This is a genomic window from Sinorhizobium psoraleae, from assembly GCF_013283645.1.
Classification (GTDB): Bacteria; Pseudomonadota; Alphaproteobacteria; order Rhizobiales; family Rhizobiaceae; genus Sinorhizobium; species Sinorhizobium psoraleae.
This window is the reverse complement of the sequence record NZ_JABEKV010000001.1, coordinates 753419-765745: the sequence shown is the minus strand read 5'-3', so window position 1 is coordinate 765745 and position 12327 is coordinate 753419. Positions and strand designations below refer to the sequence as shown.

General features: G+C 62.0%; 16 protein-coding genes. 11 read left to right on the top strand and 5 right to left on the bottom strand.

What is annotated here, in order from left to right:
- Positions 1–9: 9 nt before the first annotated feature.
- On the bottom strand, positions 10–663 hold the full coding sequence (locus ILFOPFJJ_RS03425; RefSeq protein ID WP_173509154.1) for a thiamine phosphate synthase: 654 nt from the start codon (positions 661–663) through the stop codon (positions 10–12).
- 197 nt (positions 664–860) lie between these two features.
- On the opposite strand from ILFOPFJJ_RS03425, the gene ILFOPFJJ_RS03420 reads away from it, so the two are divergent.
- Together ILFOPFJJ_RS03420 and ILFOPFJJ_RS03415 are read left to right on the top strand one after the other, a co-directional pair.
- Entirely contained in the window at positions 861–1640 is a 780-nt protein-coding gene (locus ILFOPFJJ_RS03420; RefSeq protein WP_173509153.1) for a sulfite exporter TauE/SafE family protein, read from the top strand.
- Between the two features lie 86 nt (positions 1641–1726).
- Entirely contained in the window at positions 1727–1987 is a 261-nt protein-coding gene (locus ILFOPFJJ_RS03415) for an ArsR/SmtB family transcription factor (protein WP_153436425.1), read from the top strand.
- Positions 1988–2166: 179 nt separating this feature from the next.
- Here the strand turns inward: ILFOPFJJ_RS03415 and ILFOPFJJ_RS03410 are convergent, their stop codons facing one another.
- Positions 2167–2340 carry a YdcH family protein gene (locus ILFOPFJJ_RS03410; protein ID WP_173510145.1) on the bottom strand — a complete coding sequence of 58 codons (174 nt, stop codon included), beginning with the start codon at positions 2338–2340 and terminating at the stop codon, positions 2167–2169.
- A 212-nt stretch (positions 2341–2552) separates the two neighbouring features.
- On the opposite strand from ILFOPFJJ_RS03410, the gene ILFOPFJJ_RS03405 reads away from it, so the two are divergent.
- The 6 genes from ILFOPFJJ_RS03405 to ILFOPFJJ_RS03380 all read left to right on the top strand — a co-directional run bounded on the left by ILFOPFJJ_RS03405 (position 2553) and on the right by ILFOPFJJ_RS03380 (position 6528).
- Complete coding sequence (locus tag ILFOPFJJ_RS03405; RefSeq protein ID WP_012066888.1) at positions 2553–2756, top strand: YdcH family protein; 204 nt, start codon at positions 2553–2555, stop codon at positions 2754–2756.
- Between the two features lie 53 nt (positions 2757–2809).
- Positions 2810–3274, top strand: a complete 465-nt coding sequence (gene purE / locus ILFOPFJJ_RS03400; RefSeq protein ID WP_173510144.1) for a 5-(carboxyamino)imidazole ribonucleotide mutase — start codon at positions 2810–2812, stop codon at positions 3272–3274.
- Positions 3271–4320: a 5-(carboxyamino)imidazole ribonucleotide synthase gene (locus tag ILFOPFJJ_RS03395; protein WP_173509152.1), complete on the top strand. Its 1050-nt coding sequence runs from the start codon at positions 3271–3273 to the stop codon at positions 4318–4320. The genes purE and ILFOPFJJ_RS03395 overlap by 4 nt, the downstream gene beginning before the upstream one ends.
- Before the next feature lie 173 nt (positions 4321–4493).
- Positions 4494–4619, top strand: coding sequence for a type B 50S ribosomal protein L36 (gene ykgO, locus ILFOPFJJ_RS03390; protein ID WP_012709334.1), 126 nt, complete (start codon positions 4494–4496; stop codon positions 4617–4619).
- A gap of 96 nt (positions 4620–4715) precedes the next feature.
- The gene (locus ILFOPFJJ_RS03385) at positions 4716–5330 is read left to right on the top strand and encodes a tetratricopeptide repeat protein (RefSeq protein ID WP_173509151.1); all 615 of its coding nucleotides are present in this window, start codon (positions 4716–4718) and stop codon (positions 5328–5330) included.
- Positions 5331–5496: 166 nt separating this feature from the next.
- Entirely contained in the window at positions 5497–6528 is a 1032-nt protein-coding gene (locus ILFOPFJJ_RS03380; RefSeq protein WP_173509150.1) for an alpha/beta fold hydrolase, read from the top strand.
- An 86-nt stretch (positions 6529–6614) separates the two neighbouring features.
- On the opposite strand, the gene pyk is transcribed toward ILFOPFJJ_RS03380, so the two are convergent.
- Together pyk and ILFOPFJJ_RS03370 are read right to left on the bottom strand one after the other, a co-directional pair.
- Entirely contained in the window at positions 6615–8054 is a 1440-nt protein-coding gene (gene pyk, locus ILFOPFJJ_RS03375; RefSeq protein ID WP_173509149.1) for a pyruvate kinase, read from the bottom strand.
- On the bottom strand, positions 8054–8470 hold the full coding sequence (locus ILFOPFJJ_RS03370; RefSeq protein ID WP_376741392.1) for a DUF1036 domain-containing protein: 417 nt from the start codon (positions 8468–8470) through the stop codon (positions 8054–8056). Before ILFOPFJJ_RS03370 ends, pyk begins: the two co-directional genes overlap by 1 nt.
- Positions 8471–8722: 252 nt before the next feature.
- Here ILFOPFJJ_RS03370 and ILFOPFJJ_RS03365 point away from each other — a divergent pair, with 252 nt between their 5' ends.
- The 3 genes from ILFOPFJJ_RS03365 to ILFOPFJJ_RS03355 all read left to right on the top strand — a co-directional run bounded on the left by ILFOPFJJ_RS03365 (position 8723) and on the right by ILFOPFJJ_RS03355 (position 10389).
- Positions 8723–9517, top strand: a complete 795-nt coding sequence (locus ILFOPFJJ_RS03365) for an N-formylglutamate amidohydrolase (protein WP_173509148.1) — start codon at positions 8723–8725, stop codon at positions 9515–9517.
- A gap of 122 nt (positions 9518–9639) precedes the next feature.
- On the top strand, positions 9640–9945 hold the full coding sequence (locus ILFOPFJJ_RS03360) for a DUF1244 domain-containing protein (protein ID WP_173509147.1): 306 nt from the start codon (positions 9640–9642) through the stop codon (positions 9943–9945).
- A gap of 177 nt (positions 9946–10122) precedes the next feature.
- Positions 10123–10389, top strand: a complete 267-nt coding sequence (locus tag ILFOPFJJ_RS03355; protein ID WP_173509146.1) for a DUF2312 domain-containing protein — start codon at positions 10123–10125, stop codon at positions 10387–10389.
- A gap of 73 nt (positions 10390–10462) precedes the next feature.
- Here ILFOPFJJ_RS03355 and ILFOPFJJ_RS03350 read toward each other — a convergent pair whose 3' ends face one another.
- On the bottom strand, positions 10463–12313 hold the full coding sequence (locus ILFOPFJJ_RS03350; RefSeq protein ID WP_173509145.1) for a peptidoglycan L,D-endopeptidase MepK: 1851 nt from the start codon (positions 12311–12313) through the stop codon (positions 10463–10465).
- Positions 12314–12327: the final 14 nt, after the last annotated feature.

Below are 12327 nucleotides of genomic sequence, written 5' to 3'. Positions count from 1 at the left end.
CGGATCGTCTTAATCTTCAAACCGTGGCGCTTTTTCGTCAAGCAATGCGTTGACGGCAGCGACAACCGCCGGCGCCTGCTCGGGCTCGCCGAAGACCGCTAGACGAAGAGCCACGAACTCGGCTCCCGTTTCGGCGACCGCAAGCACCGATTGCGGATCGGTACCGCCCATGACGACACAGGGAATTTCGATCATCGACGCCCACCATTCGGCAAGTGCGAGGTTTTTCGGATGCGCTTCCGGCTTGATGTCGCCGTCGGTACGGCCGAAGAAGACATAGTCCGGTCTGAGCTCGCCTATTTCGAGCGCGTGGTGGCGATCGGAGGCATTGCCTCCTCCGACGATCAGCTTCGGCGTGTGCTTCTCGATCGCGTCGCCGAGCGCATCGGCCCCGCCGGCGATGTGCAGGCCATCCGCCTTGGCGCGTCCCGCGACCCGCGTGTCACCCTCGATCAGCGCCGCCGCGCCCGCCTGCTGGATCACCGGCACCAGCAGTTCGGCATGCTTCTGGAACTCGGCGTCGCTGAGGCCGTACTGCGGCAGGATGACGGACGCTACGTCGCCTCCCCTCAACGCGTCGGCAAGCTGCTTCGAACGCTGCACGGCATCCGCCATGTCCGGCACGATCAGCACAAGGCGGCAGCGGTTTTCTACATTGCTCATGACATCCGTTCCTGGCGACACCTGCTTCACTGCATGATTCCTTACATCGGAAGGACAAAATCACGCAGCACTTCAAAGTGCTACAGCGATTTAGCGCGCCCAGATTGGACGCGCGGCGCTGTAGGAGCGAAAGCCGCCACTCGATTTCGTTTGGGAAAACCGATAGACGGAGATGACAAAAGGATCAACCGCCACCCATGCTTCCCGATTTCGACTTCTATCTCATCGCTGTCCCCGCAGTCCTGCTCGTTGGCCTCAGCAAGGGCGGCATGGGAGAAGCGCTTTCGTTGATGGGCGTTCCGATTCTGTCGATGGCGGTGTCGCCCGTGCAGGCGGCAGCGCTGCTGCTGCCGATCCTCATTGCCATGGACATCGTCTCTTTATGGATCTGGCGCAAACATGGCGATCGGAGGACGCTCACGATGCTGCTCCCCGGCGCGATCGCCGGCATCGCCATCGGCTGGGCAACATCGGCCTATGTTTCGCGCGACGCGCTGAGATTGATTATCGGCCTCATCACGGTGCTGTTCGTATTGCGCTATGCCTACAATGTCTGGCGTTCACGCAATGGCGTGGCGATCGCCCCGAAGCAGCACCGGGCCGGCCCGGCCGCCCTCTGGGGCTCGTTTGCCGGCTACGGCAGCTTCGTCGCCCATGCCGGCGGCCCGCCTTTTCAGATCTATGCCTTGCCGCTGAAGCTCGATCCGCGTGAATATACCGGAACCATCGTGCGCTTCTTCGCCGTCCTCAATGCGGTGAAACTCATTCCCTATTTCGCCCTCGGCCAGCTCGACATCAGCAACCTGAAGACATCCGCCACGCTTTTCCCGCTGGCGATGGTGGCGACCGCCTGCGGCGCCTGGATCGTCCGGCGGATGAAGCCGCAGATTTTCTATCCCTTCATGTACACGATGGCCTTTATCGCCGGGTCGAGACTCGTCTGGGATGGTCTTACCAGCCTCATGTCGGGCGGCTGAGGCGTCCGGAAATTGCTGCGCAGCAACCGCCTGCCGCAGCGCACAATTTTCTTGCCGCTTGCGTAGAATTCGCTTAACGTTCGGCCATGACCATCGCGGACCCCTTCGATGCCATCGCGGATCCGAACCGGCGCTACCTGCTGGAGGAACTGCGGCGCGCGCCGAAGACGGTGAACGAATTGGCCGAAGGCTTGCCAATCAGCCGTCCGGCGGTATCACAGCACCTCAAGGCCCTGCTCGACTGCAATTTGGTGTCGGTTTCCTCCAGCGGAACGCGGCGGATCTATGCGATCCACAAGCCGGGCTTCGACAAGCTCAATCTATGGCTCGACCAGTTCTGGTCGTAGCGATTTCCGGGAAAATTGTAACGGTTTTCCGTCGGGAGCCGCGCAAACAGATCGCCTGGCGGAAATAGACCGGGCATCAAGCCCGGTCTAGTGTTCATGCATTCCGTGATGGGATTGGTTCTTGACCTTGTTGCGCTGTCACCAAAGCAGACAACGCCTCACGAAAATACCGTTCAGAATCAGTGAGTCGAGGAACGGAGTCTTTCGATTTCGTCCTTGATGCGCAGCTTCCTCCGCTTGAGGTCGCTAATCAACTCGTCCTCGCAGGACGGTGAGTTGAGAGCTGCGTGGAGCTCCTGTTCCAGGGCGCCATGTTTTTTCTCAAGCGTTGCAAGATGAGCCTCAATGGTCATTTGGCAGTCCCTTCCTTTTGCTTGCATCCGGCAGGTAAATGCCGGATGTTTCATGGTTGAAACCTTATTACTCTGCCACGCCATTTTTCATTTGTCGAAGGCGAAATGATGACGTCGGATAACTTCCCGTCATCGCCCAAGATGTGGTAGAGCGGCGCATGAAAATTCCGGATCGCAGATCACGGCGGCCGGGCTGATGGGGATCATTTTGCATGCCGGACCAGGACCAGGCCGAACTCAGACTGACCATTGCGCGCCTGAGGCAGGAACATGAAGATTACGATGCGGCCATCAATGCGATGATCCAAACCGGTTGCGATGCACTGCGCATCCAGCGCATGAAGAAGAAGAAACTGGCCATCAAGGACAAGATCACCAAGATCGAAGACCAGATCATCCCTGATATCATCGCCTGAAACGGATCCAGACAGACGTGACCGACACCACCACCCCGCCCGTCGCCATCATCATGGGAAGCCAGTCGGACTGGGAGACGATGAAGAACGCCGCCGACACGCTCGAGGCGCTCGACATCGCCTACGAGGCCCGCATCGTTTCCGCGCACCGCACGCCGGATCGGCTCGTGAGTTTCGCCAAGGGCGCACGTGACGAAGGTTTCAAGGTGATTATCGCCGGCGCCGGCGGTGCGGCGCACCTGCCGGGCATGTGCGCATCGATGACGCCGCTGCCGGTCTTCGGCGTTCCGGTGCAGTCGAAAGCGCTTTCCGGTCAGGACAGCCTGCTTTCGATCGTGCAGATGCCGGCCGGCATTCCCGTTGGCACGCTGGCGATCGGAAAAGCGGGAGCAATCAATGCGGCGCTGCTTGCCGCCGCCGTCCTCGCACTTGGCGACGACGACCTCGCCGATCGCCTCGACGACTGGCGCGAACAGCAGACCGTCTCGGTTGCCGAGTACCCGGTGGACGAGGCATGAAGACCATCGGCATCATTGGCGGCGGCCAGCTCGGCCGCATGCTGGCGATGGCGGCTGCCCGCCTGAACTTTCGCACCGTCATCCTCGAGCCGCAGCCGGATTGTCCCGCCGCCCAGGTCGCGAACGCGCAGATCGTCGCGCCCTACGACGACGTGCACGGGCTCGATGAGCTCGCCGCAGTCTCGGACCTCATCACCTACGAGTTCGAAAACGTACCCGTCTCCGCAGCCATAAGGCTGGCAGCCTCGCGCCCGGTCTTTCCGCCGCCGAAGGCGCTGGAAGTGGCGCAGGACCGGCTCGTCGAGAAGCGCTTCATCAATGACTGCGGCATCGCTACGGCGCGCTTTCACTCCGTCGACAGTCAAGTCGACCTGGAAATGGCACTCGCCGATTTCGGTGGCGCGGGGGTCCTGAAAACCCGTCGGCTCGGCTATGACGGCAAGGGCCAGCGCGTATTCCGCTCGACTGACGACGATCCAGCCGGCGCGTTCATGGCTCTAGGACAGGTGCCCCTCATCCTGGAAAGCTTCGTGTCGTTCGAGCGGGAGATTTCGATCATCGCCGCGCGTGGTCCCGACGGCAACAGCGTCTGTTTCGATCCGGCGGAAAACATTCATCGGAACGGCATTCTCCACACCTCCACCGTGCCGGCGTCTGTGGGCTCTGCGACAGCAGACGCAGCGCGGGCCGCGGCCACGTCCATACTCGACGCGCTCGGCTATGTCGGCGTGATTGGAGTCGAGTTCTTCGTGCTGGCCGATGGCAGCGTCGTCGTGAACGAGATCGCCCCGCGCGTCCACAATTCGGGCCATTGGACGGAAGCGGCCTGCGTCGTCTCGCAGTTCGAGCAGCATATCCGCGCGATCGCAGGCCTGCCGCTAGGCGATCCTTCGCGTCATTCGGACTGCGTGATGCGGAATCTCATCGGCGACGAAATTGCCGAGGTGCCGGGCTTGCTTGCCCAACGCAACGTGCTCGTTCACCTCTACGGCAAGGCCGAGGCACGCGCCGGCCGCAAGATGGGCCACTTCACCCGGCTGAGCTGAGGGGAAGCCCACAGATTTGCGCTGTGCGGCGGTAAAAACCCCTGTCTTGCGGTTGACACAATAGGGGCGACACGGTATGTGCCTGCCTACTTAGAGCGCGCTGAATGGCGCGCTTTTGATTGTTAGAGATTACCGGGCGAATTTTCGTTCCCCGAAACCTGCGGATCAGGAAAATGAAGATCAAGAATTCGCTCAAGTCGCTGAAGACCCGTCACCGCGAAAACCGTCTGGTTCGTCGCAAGGGCCGCGTCTACATCATCAACAAGTCGAACCCTCGCTTCAAGGCTCGTCAGGGCTGAGGGTCGCGGGCAGCGGCCGAATTGCCCTGCCTGATTGGCGGTTCGCCCTTGGTGATCCCCCATATTTGATTTGATCTTGTTCCATGGCGGGCTACGATGTCCGCCATGCGTATTTTTGTGACCACGATTCTGGCATGTCTTGCCACGCTCACCGTCTCCCCAGGAGCCGACAATTCACTCCGGGCGGCGGAACCCTCGCCGCAAGCGGAAACGGCAAACCTCACCACACCGAAACAACGTCTTGATTCTCTGTTCGCCGACCTGAAGAAGGAACGCGACGAAAGCAGGGCGCGGCAGGTGGCCGAACGCATTCGTCTCGAATGGCAGGAATCCGGCAGCGCCACGGTGAACCTCCTGATGCAATGGGCCGACAAGGCGATCACCGACGACAAGCAGCCCGTCGCGCTCGACATCCTCGACCAGGTGATCGTTCTTGCCCCGAATTACGTTGAAGGCTGGAACCGCCGCGCCACCTTGCACTATCAAATGGGCAACTACCGCAAGTCGATGTCCGACATAAATCGCGTGCTCGCGATCGAGCCGCGGCATTTCGGCGCCCTTGCGGGCATGGCAACCATGCTCGCCGCCGCCGGCAAGGACGAGTTGGCGATGCGGGCCTGGCAACAGTTCCTCGACATCTATCCTTCGGATCGAAAGGCGCAGGAACAGCTTGGCGAGTTGGCGGAGAAGCTCGCGGGCAGCCGGACCTGAGCTGGAACCGATGTATTGTGTGAGCGCTTCGCTACGCAAGCTGCGTGCAGCACGGCCCCGCTTCGCGGGGGCGGCGCGCAAACGGCCGTCCCGGGATTGCCTCCGAAGGCATATGCGGTAGAAACTGGACTTTCTCAAGCGCAATTTGGGGAAGACCGATCCGATCATGCTCGCCGCGCTACTGCTTCTCGCCACCCTCATAATCGCCAGCGTCGGCTACAGTATCTGGCAGGCGCGCCGCATATCCGCACGCTTTCCGAACCAGGGCGAACTCGTCGATGTCGGCGGCTTCCGCATGAACTGCATTCACGTCGCCGCGCCCAGCAGTGCCGATCTACCGCCTGTCGTCTTCATCCACGGTGCCGGCGGCAATCTGCTCGACCAGATGCATGCCTTCAGGCCGGCGCTGGAAGGGCGGGCGGAGCTGCTTTTCGTCGACCGGCCGGGACACGGCTATTCAGAGCGGGGCGGAGCCGTCAATGGCTGGCCGGACGGTCAGGCGGATGCGATCGCGAAACTGATGGAGCGTCGTGGCATCGATCGTGCCATCATTGTCGGACATTCCTTCGGCGGCGCGATTGCCGCAAGTTTCGCGCTTCATCACCCCGAGCGAACCGCAGGCGTCGTTCTTCTCGCACCGGCGACGCATCCCTGGCCTGGCGGAATCGACTGGTACGTCACATTGACGAAGCTGCCTTGCCTTGGCTGGCTCTTCGCCCACACCGTCGCGACGCCGCTCGGCCTGCGCCTCATCGACAGCAGTACGCTCTCGATCTTCTCACCCAACACGCGACCCGTGGATTACATAAACAAGACCGCTCCGCATCTGGTGCTACGGCCGATGACCTTTCGCCACAACGCGACCGACATTGCCAACCTGCACGCCTACGTGACGCGTATCTCTCCGCGCTATGGCGAGATCACGGCACCGACCGTCATCGTCACCGGCGACAGCGACGCCATCGTTCTTGCCGATATCCATGCGCGCGGCCTTGCGCGCGATATCGCCGGCTCGGAACTGTTGTGGATCGGCAATCTCGGGCACAAGCCGGACTACGTGGTGACCGACGTCATCGTTGCTGCGATCGAGAAGCTGGCGGGCAAGCCGCTCGACCTGCAGGAGATCGCGCGAAGGGCCGAAGCCCGCCTCGCCGCCACAGCGCCGCGCGTCTTGTCAGACGCGCAAAGGACGCTGTAGCGCTTTGAATTGCTGCATGTTTTCTCCTTAAATCGGCTACGATTTAACGACACATGCAGTAGCAATGCTCCAATGCAGGAAAAGTCTTATACGCCGGTGAGCCCGTCCGAGCCGATATAGGCGATGCGCAGCATGTTGGTCGCGCCCGGCGTTCCGAGCGGCACGCCGGCGGAGATGATGATACGGTCGCCCGGCTTTCCAAAGCCCTCCGACGCGACGATCCGGCAGGCCCGGTTGACCATATCGTCGAGATCTGTTGCATCTTCGGTCACGACGCAGTGCAGGCCCCAGACGACCGAAAGGCGCCTTGCGGTCTCGACGATCGGCGAAAGCGCGATAACCGGCACTTGCGGCCGCTCGCGTGCGGCGCGCAGGCCCGTTGCACCTGACGACGTATAGGTGACGATCGCCGCCAGCTTCAACGTTTCCGCGATCTGGTGAGCGGCGAGAGAAATGGCGTCGGCGCCGGTCGCCTCCGGCGGCGTGCGCTGTGCATAGATGATGCCGGGGTAATGCGGGTCGCGTTCGACGTTGCTCGCGATTGAGGCCATGGTCGAAACCGCCTCGATCGGGTACTCGCCGGAGGCGGATTCGGCCGAAAGCATGACCGCATCGGCACCTTCGAACACGGCCGTGGCCACGTCGGACACTTCAGCGCGGGTCGGAACCGGCGACGAAATCATCGACTCCAGCATCTGGGTCGCAACGACGACAGGCTTGCCGGCACGCCGACAGGCGCGCGTCAGCTGCTTCTGCAGGCCGGGAACGGATTCGAGCGGCATCTCCACACCGAGGTCGCCGCGCGCCACCATCAGCGCGTCTGAAAGCTCGATGATCTCGTCGATGCGCTCGATCGCCTGCGGCTTTTCGATCTTCGACATCAGGCCAACACGGCCGCGGGCAACCTTGCGGACCTCGGCGAGGTCTTCCGGCCTCTGGATGAAGGAGAGCGCCACCCAGTCGACCTGCCCTGTCGCCAGCACGGCGTCGAGATCAACGCGGTCCTTCTCCGTCAGCGCGCCGACGCCGAGCAGCGTGTCGGGCAGGCTCACGCCCTTGCGGTCCGATATCCTCGTACCGGAGACAACGGTCGTGACAATGCTCTTGCCGTCCGTTTTCTCGGCCCTGAGGTGCAGCTTGCCGTCGTCGATCAGCAGGCGATCGCCGGGCTTCACTGCCTCGAGAATTTCCGGATGCGGAAGATAGACGCGGGTGTTGTCGCCGGGGATCTCCTTGTTGTCGAGGGTGAACGTCTGGCCGATCTTGAGCTCGACCTTGCCCTCGGCAAATTTGCCGACGCGCAGCTTCGGACCCTGCAGATCGGCGAGAATACCGATCGGCCGGCCGCACCGGGCTTCCACGTTGCGGATCTTCTCGATCATCGAGCGCATGACGTCATGGCTCGCATGGCTCATGTTGATACGGAACAGATCGGCCCCCGCCTCGTGCAGCTTCTGGATCATCTGCTCGTCGGACGACGCCGGTCCGAGTGTGGCGAGGATTTTGACTTTTCTGTTCCGCTTCATCAATTCTGGCTTTCCTGCGTGCCGGGCGTATCGGAAAGCTGAACCATCCAGCTGCCCTGCCGCCCCGTGTCATATTCCTTGAATCCCATCCGCTGGAAGCCGCGTGCGAAGCAGTCCTGCACGCCGGTGATCTTGAACTCGTTCTCGGCGACGCACATGTTGACGTCGCCGGTCCAGCGGCCGCCGCGCACCGCATCTTCCGCGTAGAGATAGTAGTATCTGGATTGCAACTCACCCTCGATCAGGGTCGCGCAGGTCGTCGCCGGCACCTGCCACCAGCCTTCCGTCACCCAGCCTTCCTTGGCGCGGTAACCGATCGCCACGCCAACCAGGGTTTGCGTGCCGTTGCAGACACGAAAATCGGCACGAGCCTCTTCGGCGAAAATAAACGAACCAGAGATTGCCAATAAAAACAGGAGGGTGGCCCAGAACGTTCCCAGGGCCGGTTTCGCTTTGGAAAAAGGATGTCTAGACACGGCTTCCAACGGAACTCCGTTTTGATTTGCGTGGCACTTTCTTGCGACGACCAGCCCCGAAAGTCAACGCAACCCTAATCGATTATAATTGGCATTCTGGTGACAGAAGGTGGAAGAGTTTCGCCTTTTTCTTGCGAATAGCGGTTGCGCATGCGATCACGAGCCGGCGTTGGCAGATCGAGCAGGAGCGGCATGCAGCACTATTCCCCTTACGAGATCGTTGAAGGAAATCCGGCGAATGGTCTCGTTCTTCTGGCCGACCACGCCATGAATCGCCTTCCACCGGAATACGGAAGATTAGGACTTCCGGAAAGCGCCTTCGCCCGTCACATCGCCTATGACATCGGCGTCGAGCCGCTTACCAGGGAATTGGCCGCCGCACTCGATGCGCCGGCCGTGCTCGGTTGCTTCTCGCGGCTGCTGATCGATCCGAACCGCGGCGAGGACGACCCGACGCTGATCATGAAGATCTCCGACGGCGCGATCATCCCCGGCAATCATCCGATCACGGACGAGGAATGGGAGAACAGGCTAAACCGCTTCCATCGCCCCTACCACCGCGCCGTGTCCGAGACCATCGCGCAGGCCGCCGCGGCGGGGGGAAGGGCGCCGCTGGTGATCTCGCTTCATTCCTTCACGCCGACCTGGAAGGGTATCGCCCGCCCGTGGCACGTCGCGGTGCTCTGGGACAACGACCCGCGCGCGGCGTTTCCGCTGATAGAGCGGCTTGAAGCAACGGGCGATATCGTCGTCGGCAACAATGAGCCCTATGATGGGGCACTGCGCGGCGATACCATGTACCGGCATTGCATGACGCCGGGCATCGCCCACGCTCTGATCGAGATCCGCCAGGACCTGATCGCCGACGCGACCGGCGTTGCCGCCTGGGCTCGGCGCCTCGTCCCCGTTCTGGCGGAACTCAACAGCTTGCCGATGCTGCATGACTATCAGCGGCACCCCTCGCGCACGGGCGCCTATGACGGCTGACCACTGCATGCTTCCCTTAAATCGCAGCCGATTTAAGGATAAAACATGCACCAATTCAAAGTGCTACAGCGTCCTTTACGCATCCGATAAGACGCACGGGCGCTGTCAGAGGAGACACTATGATGACGGAACTCAGCCAGGATCAGCAAACCGCTTTCGAAGCCGCGGCCTTCCGGCGGCTGGTGGCGCATCTGCGCGAACGCAGCGACGTTCAGAACATCGATCTCATGAATCTCGCCGGCTTCTGCCGCAACTGCCTGTCCAACTGGTACCGGGAAGCGGCTGAAGCCTCCGGCATAGAGATGAGCAAGGAGGAATCGCGCGAGGCCATCTACGGCATGCCTTATGAAGAGTGGCGCGCGCAGCATCAAACGGACGCATCCGCCGAGCAAAAGCTCGCCTTCGAGCGCAACCGGCCGAAGGAATAAGCTTCTCCATAATTCCACTTGGGCTGGCGACGCGGTGGAGGCGGAAAACGCGTCGTATTTTTCCAGGATCGTGTTCCGGGAAATCGCGCCGCTGTTGCGCAATCGCCCTTGACCTCGGCTGCGGTTCGCGGCAGGTCACAGCACCCAGGAAATTCATCCCCACATAAGGAGAAGATCATGTCGGATGCTCACGGCGTCGCACGCGACCAGCTTCGCGCTTTCATCGAACGGATCGAACGGCTGGAAGAGGAAAAGAAGACCATCGCCGATGACATCAAGGATGTCTATGGCGAGGCAAAGTCGATGGGCTTCGACACCAAGATCCTGCGCAAGGTCATTTCCATCCGCAAGCAGGACCATGACGAGCGCATGGAACAGGAAGCGATCCTTGACACCTATCTGCAGGCGCTGGGCATGGTTCCCGCAGCCGAAGACGCAGCATAAGTACGCCGCCGGATTCCAACAAAATGCCCGCCGGTGCGTCCGGCGGGCATTTTTGTTCCGGGAAGGGCAGCGATCAGTTGGTGCTGAACTTCTTCACTTCCATGAAATTTACTGCACTGCCGCTGAAGCGTGCCGTATCGACCGCGCGGACGCCACTCGTAAAGCCCGCAGCATAGACTGTCGTCGGAGCCACCCGAAGCGACTTGCTGACGAAACGCGGTGCCTTGACGGGTTTCGACAGGGTAGCGACGCGACCGGTCGAAAGCGCCCATTCCGAAATGATCTTCTGCGTCAGCTTGGGCTCGGTGCGGACGGACGAACGGCTCGCAGCTTCTGCGTCCCGCTTCTTCGGCCGATGGCTCTTCGCCGGTGCCTCCGCCTGCGTGCCGAAGGCGCTGTCGAAAACCGACGCCTTCGAGCTCGCGCTGGACTGCGGCGCATAGGCGGCCATTTCAATCGGTTGTGCGGTCGGTTCGGGTTCTGCTGTCGGCGCCGCGAGTGCCACACGCGTTGCCGCCTCAGCAGCGACGTCGCTCGGCGCCTCGGCGGACGCTACAACCGGACGATCGACGAAAGCCGGGACGGCAACCTCGACTCCGGCAACGGCCGCAAGAGCAGCTTCTCCGGCCGGACGCATCGCGGGCACCGGCACGAAAGCAAGCGCCTGAGCTTCGGTGTCGCCGACCGCAGCGTCGGCAGACGCCACAAGCGTTTCGTTGGCAACCAGCGAATTCATATCGCGACGATCAAGCATCTGCGGAACCGGCACCTTCAGCGTGCTGAGATCCGCATATTCCGACGGCACGGCCGGCGTCTGCTGCATGGCCGCAGCCAGCGCCTCCTGGGCGGTGTTCTTCTCGGGAGCGACAAGCGCAACCGCGACGCCGCCATTGGCCGGCGCATCCTTGAACGCCGGGCGCACGGCCGGAACCGGCGCATTGATGTTCTGCTGTTCTTCCGTGGTCGAGCCGGCGACCGATCCCGCGACGCCCGGAAGCGCTTCCTGCGCAGCCGGCGCGGATGCGGCCGGTGCCTCGCCCTCGCCGTCGTCCGCGGCGCCGGCGGCGATTGCCGCTGGTTCTTCATCCTCGTCGCCGCCACCGCCGAAGAGCATGGCGAAGAGATTGCCGCTGCGCTTGCCGCTGACGTCGCCCGGTCCCTTGGCGCCGCCGCCGGCAACTTCGATGGCCGAGGCCCCGACGCGCCGCTTGTAATCGGCAACGGCCTGCTGGTAGCCCGGCAGCGGCTTGCCGTCGGAAGGTACGTGCATGGTCTTGCCGTCCGGGAAGAGGCGCGCGAGCTCGTTGCGGGTCATGCGCGGCCAGGCGCGTACGCCGCCGACGTCCATGTGGACGAAAGGAGAGCCGGACGTTGGGTAATAGCCGACGCCGCCGACCTGGAACTTCATGCCGATCTCGCGCAGCGTCTTGAGCCGAACGTCAGGGATGTAGAAATCCATCGCCTTGCCGAGCATGTGCTGACTTTTCTTGGCGACGCCTTTGGAGCGCGACCGGAGCATGCCGTTGGTGGCCGGAGAGCGATAGGCGGAAACGACGTGGATATAATCGCGCGAACCGCTCTTCTGGTAGACTTCCCAGATGAGGTCGAGAAGCCTCGGGTCCATCTTGGTCGGTTCATTGCGCCGCCAGTCGCGCAGGAAACGGTTAACCTGCTGCAACCCCTTGGAATCGTAGCGGCCGTTGCGCTTGAAGGTGATCTGCGCCTTTTCCTTCGTATGGATGAAATAGAGCTTCAAAGTTCGGGTCTGGCCAGCGGCCTCGACCGGAGGTGCCATGCCCGGCGTGACGAGGGACGCCGCCAAAGCGATTGAGGCAAGAACCTGCGGCGCCTTGCGGGCGATCGCCGAGCAGACTCTGCGCGCTAAGAAGCCGACTGGCTTCTTCAAACCGAACAAATTTGGCATTCAATCCCCGTCCG

Excerpts from the sequence above, each read along its gene's own strand:
- ILFOPFJJ_RS03425 (WP_173509154.1), bottom strand. The coding sequence starts at position 663 with ATGAGCAATGTAGAAAACCGCTGCCGCCTTGTGCTGATCGTGCCGGAC.
- ILFOPFJJ_RS03420 (WP_173509153.1), top strand. The coding sequence starts at position 861 with ATGCTTCCCGATTTCGACTTCTATCTCATCGCTGTCCCCGCAGTCCTG.
- ILFOPFJJ_RS03415 (WP_153436425.1), top strand. The coding sequence starts at position 1,727 with ATGACCATCGCGGACCCCTTCGATGCCATCGCGGATCCGAACCGGCGC.
- ILFOPFJJ_RS03410 (WP_173510145.1), bottom strand. The coding sequence starts at position 2,340 with ATGACCATTGAGGCTCATCTTGCAACGCTTGAGAAAAAACATGGCGCC.
- ILFOPFJJ_RS03405 (WP_012066888.1), top strand. The coding sequence starts at position 2,553 with ATGCCGGACCAGGACCAGGCCGAACTCAGACTGACCATTGCGCGCCTG.
- purE (WP_173510144.1), top strand. The coding sequence starts at position 2,810 with ATGGGAAGCCAGTCGGACTGGGAGACGATGAAGAACGCCGCCGACACG.
- ILFOPFJJ_RS03395 (WP_173509152.1), top strand. The coding sequence starts at position 3,271 with ATGAAGACCATCGGCATCATTGGCGGCGGCCAGCTCGGCCGCATGCTG.
- ykgO (WP_012709334.1), top strand. The coding sequence starts at position 4,494 with ATGAAGATCAAGAATTCGCTCAAGTCGCTGAAGACCCGTCACCGCGAA.
- ILFOPFJJ_RS03385 (WP_173509151.1), top strand. The coding sequence starts at position 4,716 with ATGTCCGCCATGCGTATTTTTGTGACCACGATTCTGGCATGTCTTGCC.
- ILFOPFJJ_RS03380 (WP_173509150.1), top strand. The coding sequence starts at position 5,497 with ATGCTCGCCGCGCTACTGCTTCTCGCCACCCTCATAATCGCCAGCGTC.
- pyk (WP_173509149.1), bottom strand. The coding sequence starts at position 8,054 with ATGAAGCGGAACAGAAAAGTCAAAATCCTCGCCACACTCGGACCGGCG.
- ILFOPFJJ_RS03365 (WP_173509148.1), top strand. The coding sequence starts at position 8,723 with ATGCAGCACTATTCCCCTTACGAGATCGTTGAAGGAAATCCGGCGAAT.
- ILFOPFJJ_RS03360 (WP_173509147.1), top strand. The coding sequence starts at position 9,640 with ATGACGGAACTCAGCCAGGATCAGCAAACCGCTTTCGAAGCCGCGGCC.
- ILFOPFJJ_RS03355 (WP_173509146.1), top strand. The coding sequence starts at position 10,123 with ATGTCGGATGCTCACGGCGTCGCACGCGACCAGCTTCGCGCTTTCATC.
- ILFOPFJJ_RS03350 (WP_173509145.1), bottom strand. The coding sequence starts at position 12,313 with ATGCCAAATTTGTTCGGTTTGAAGAAGCCAGTCGGCTTCTTAGCGCGC.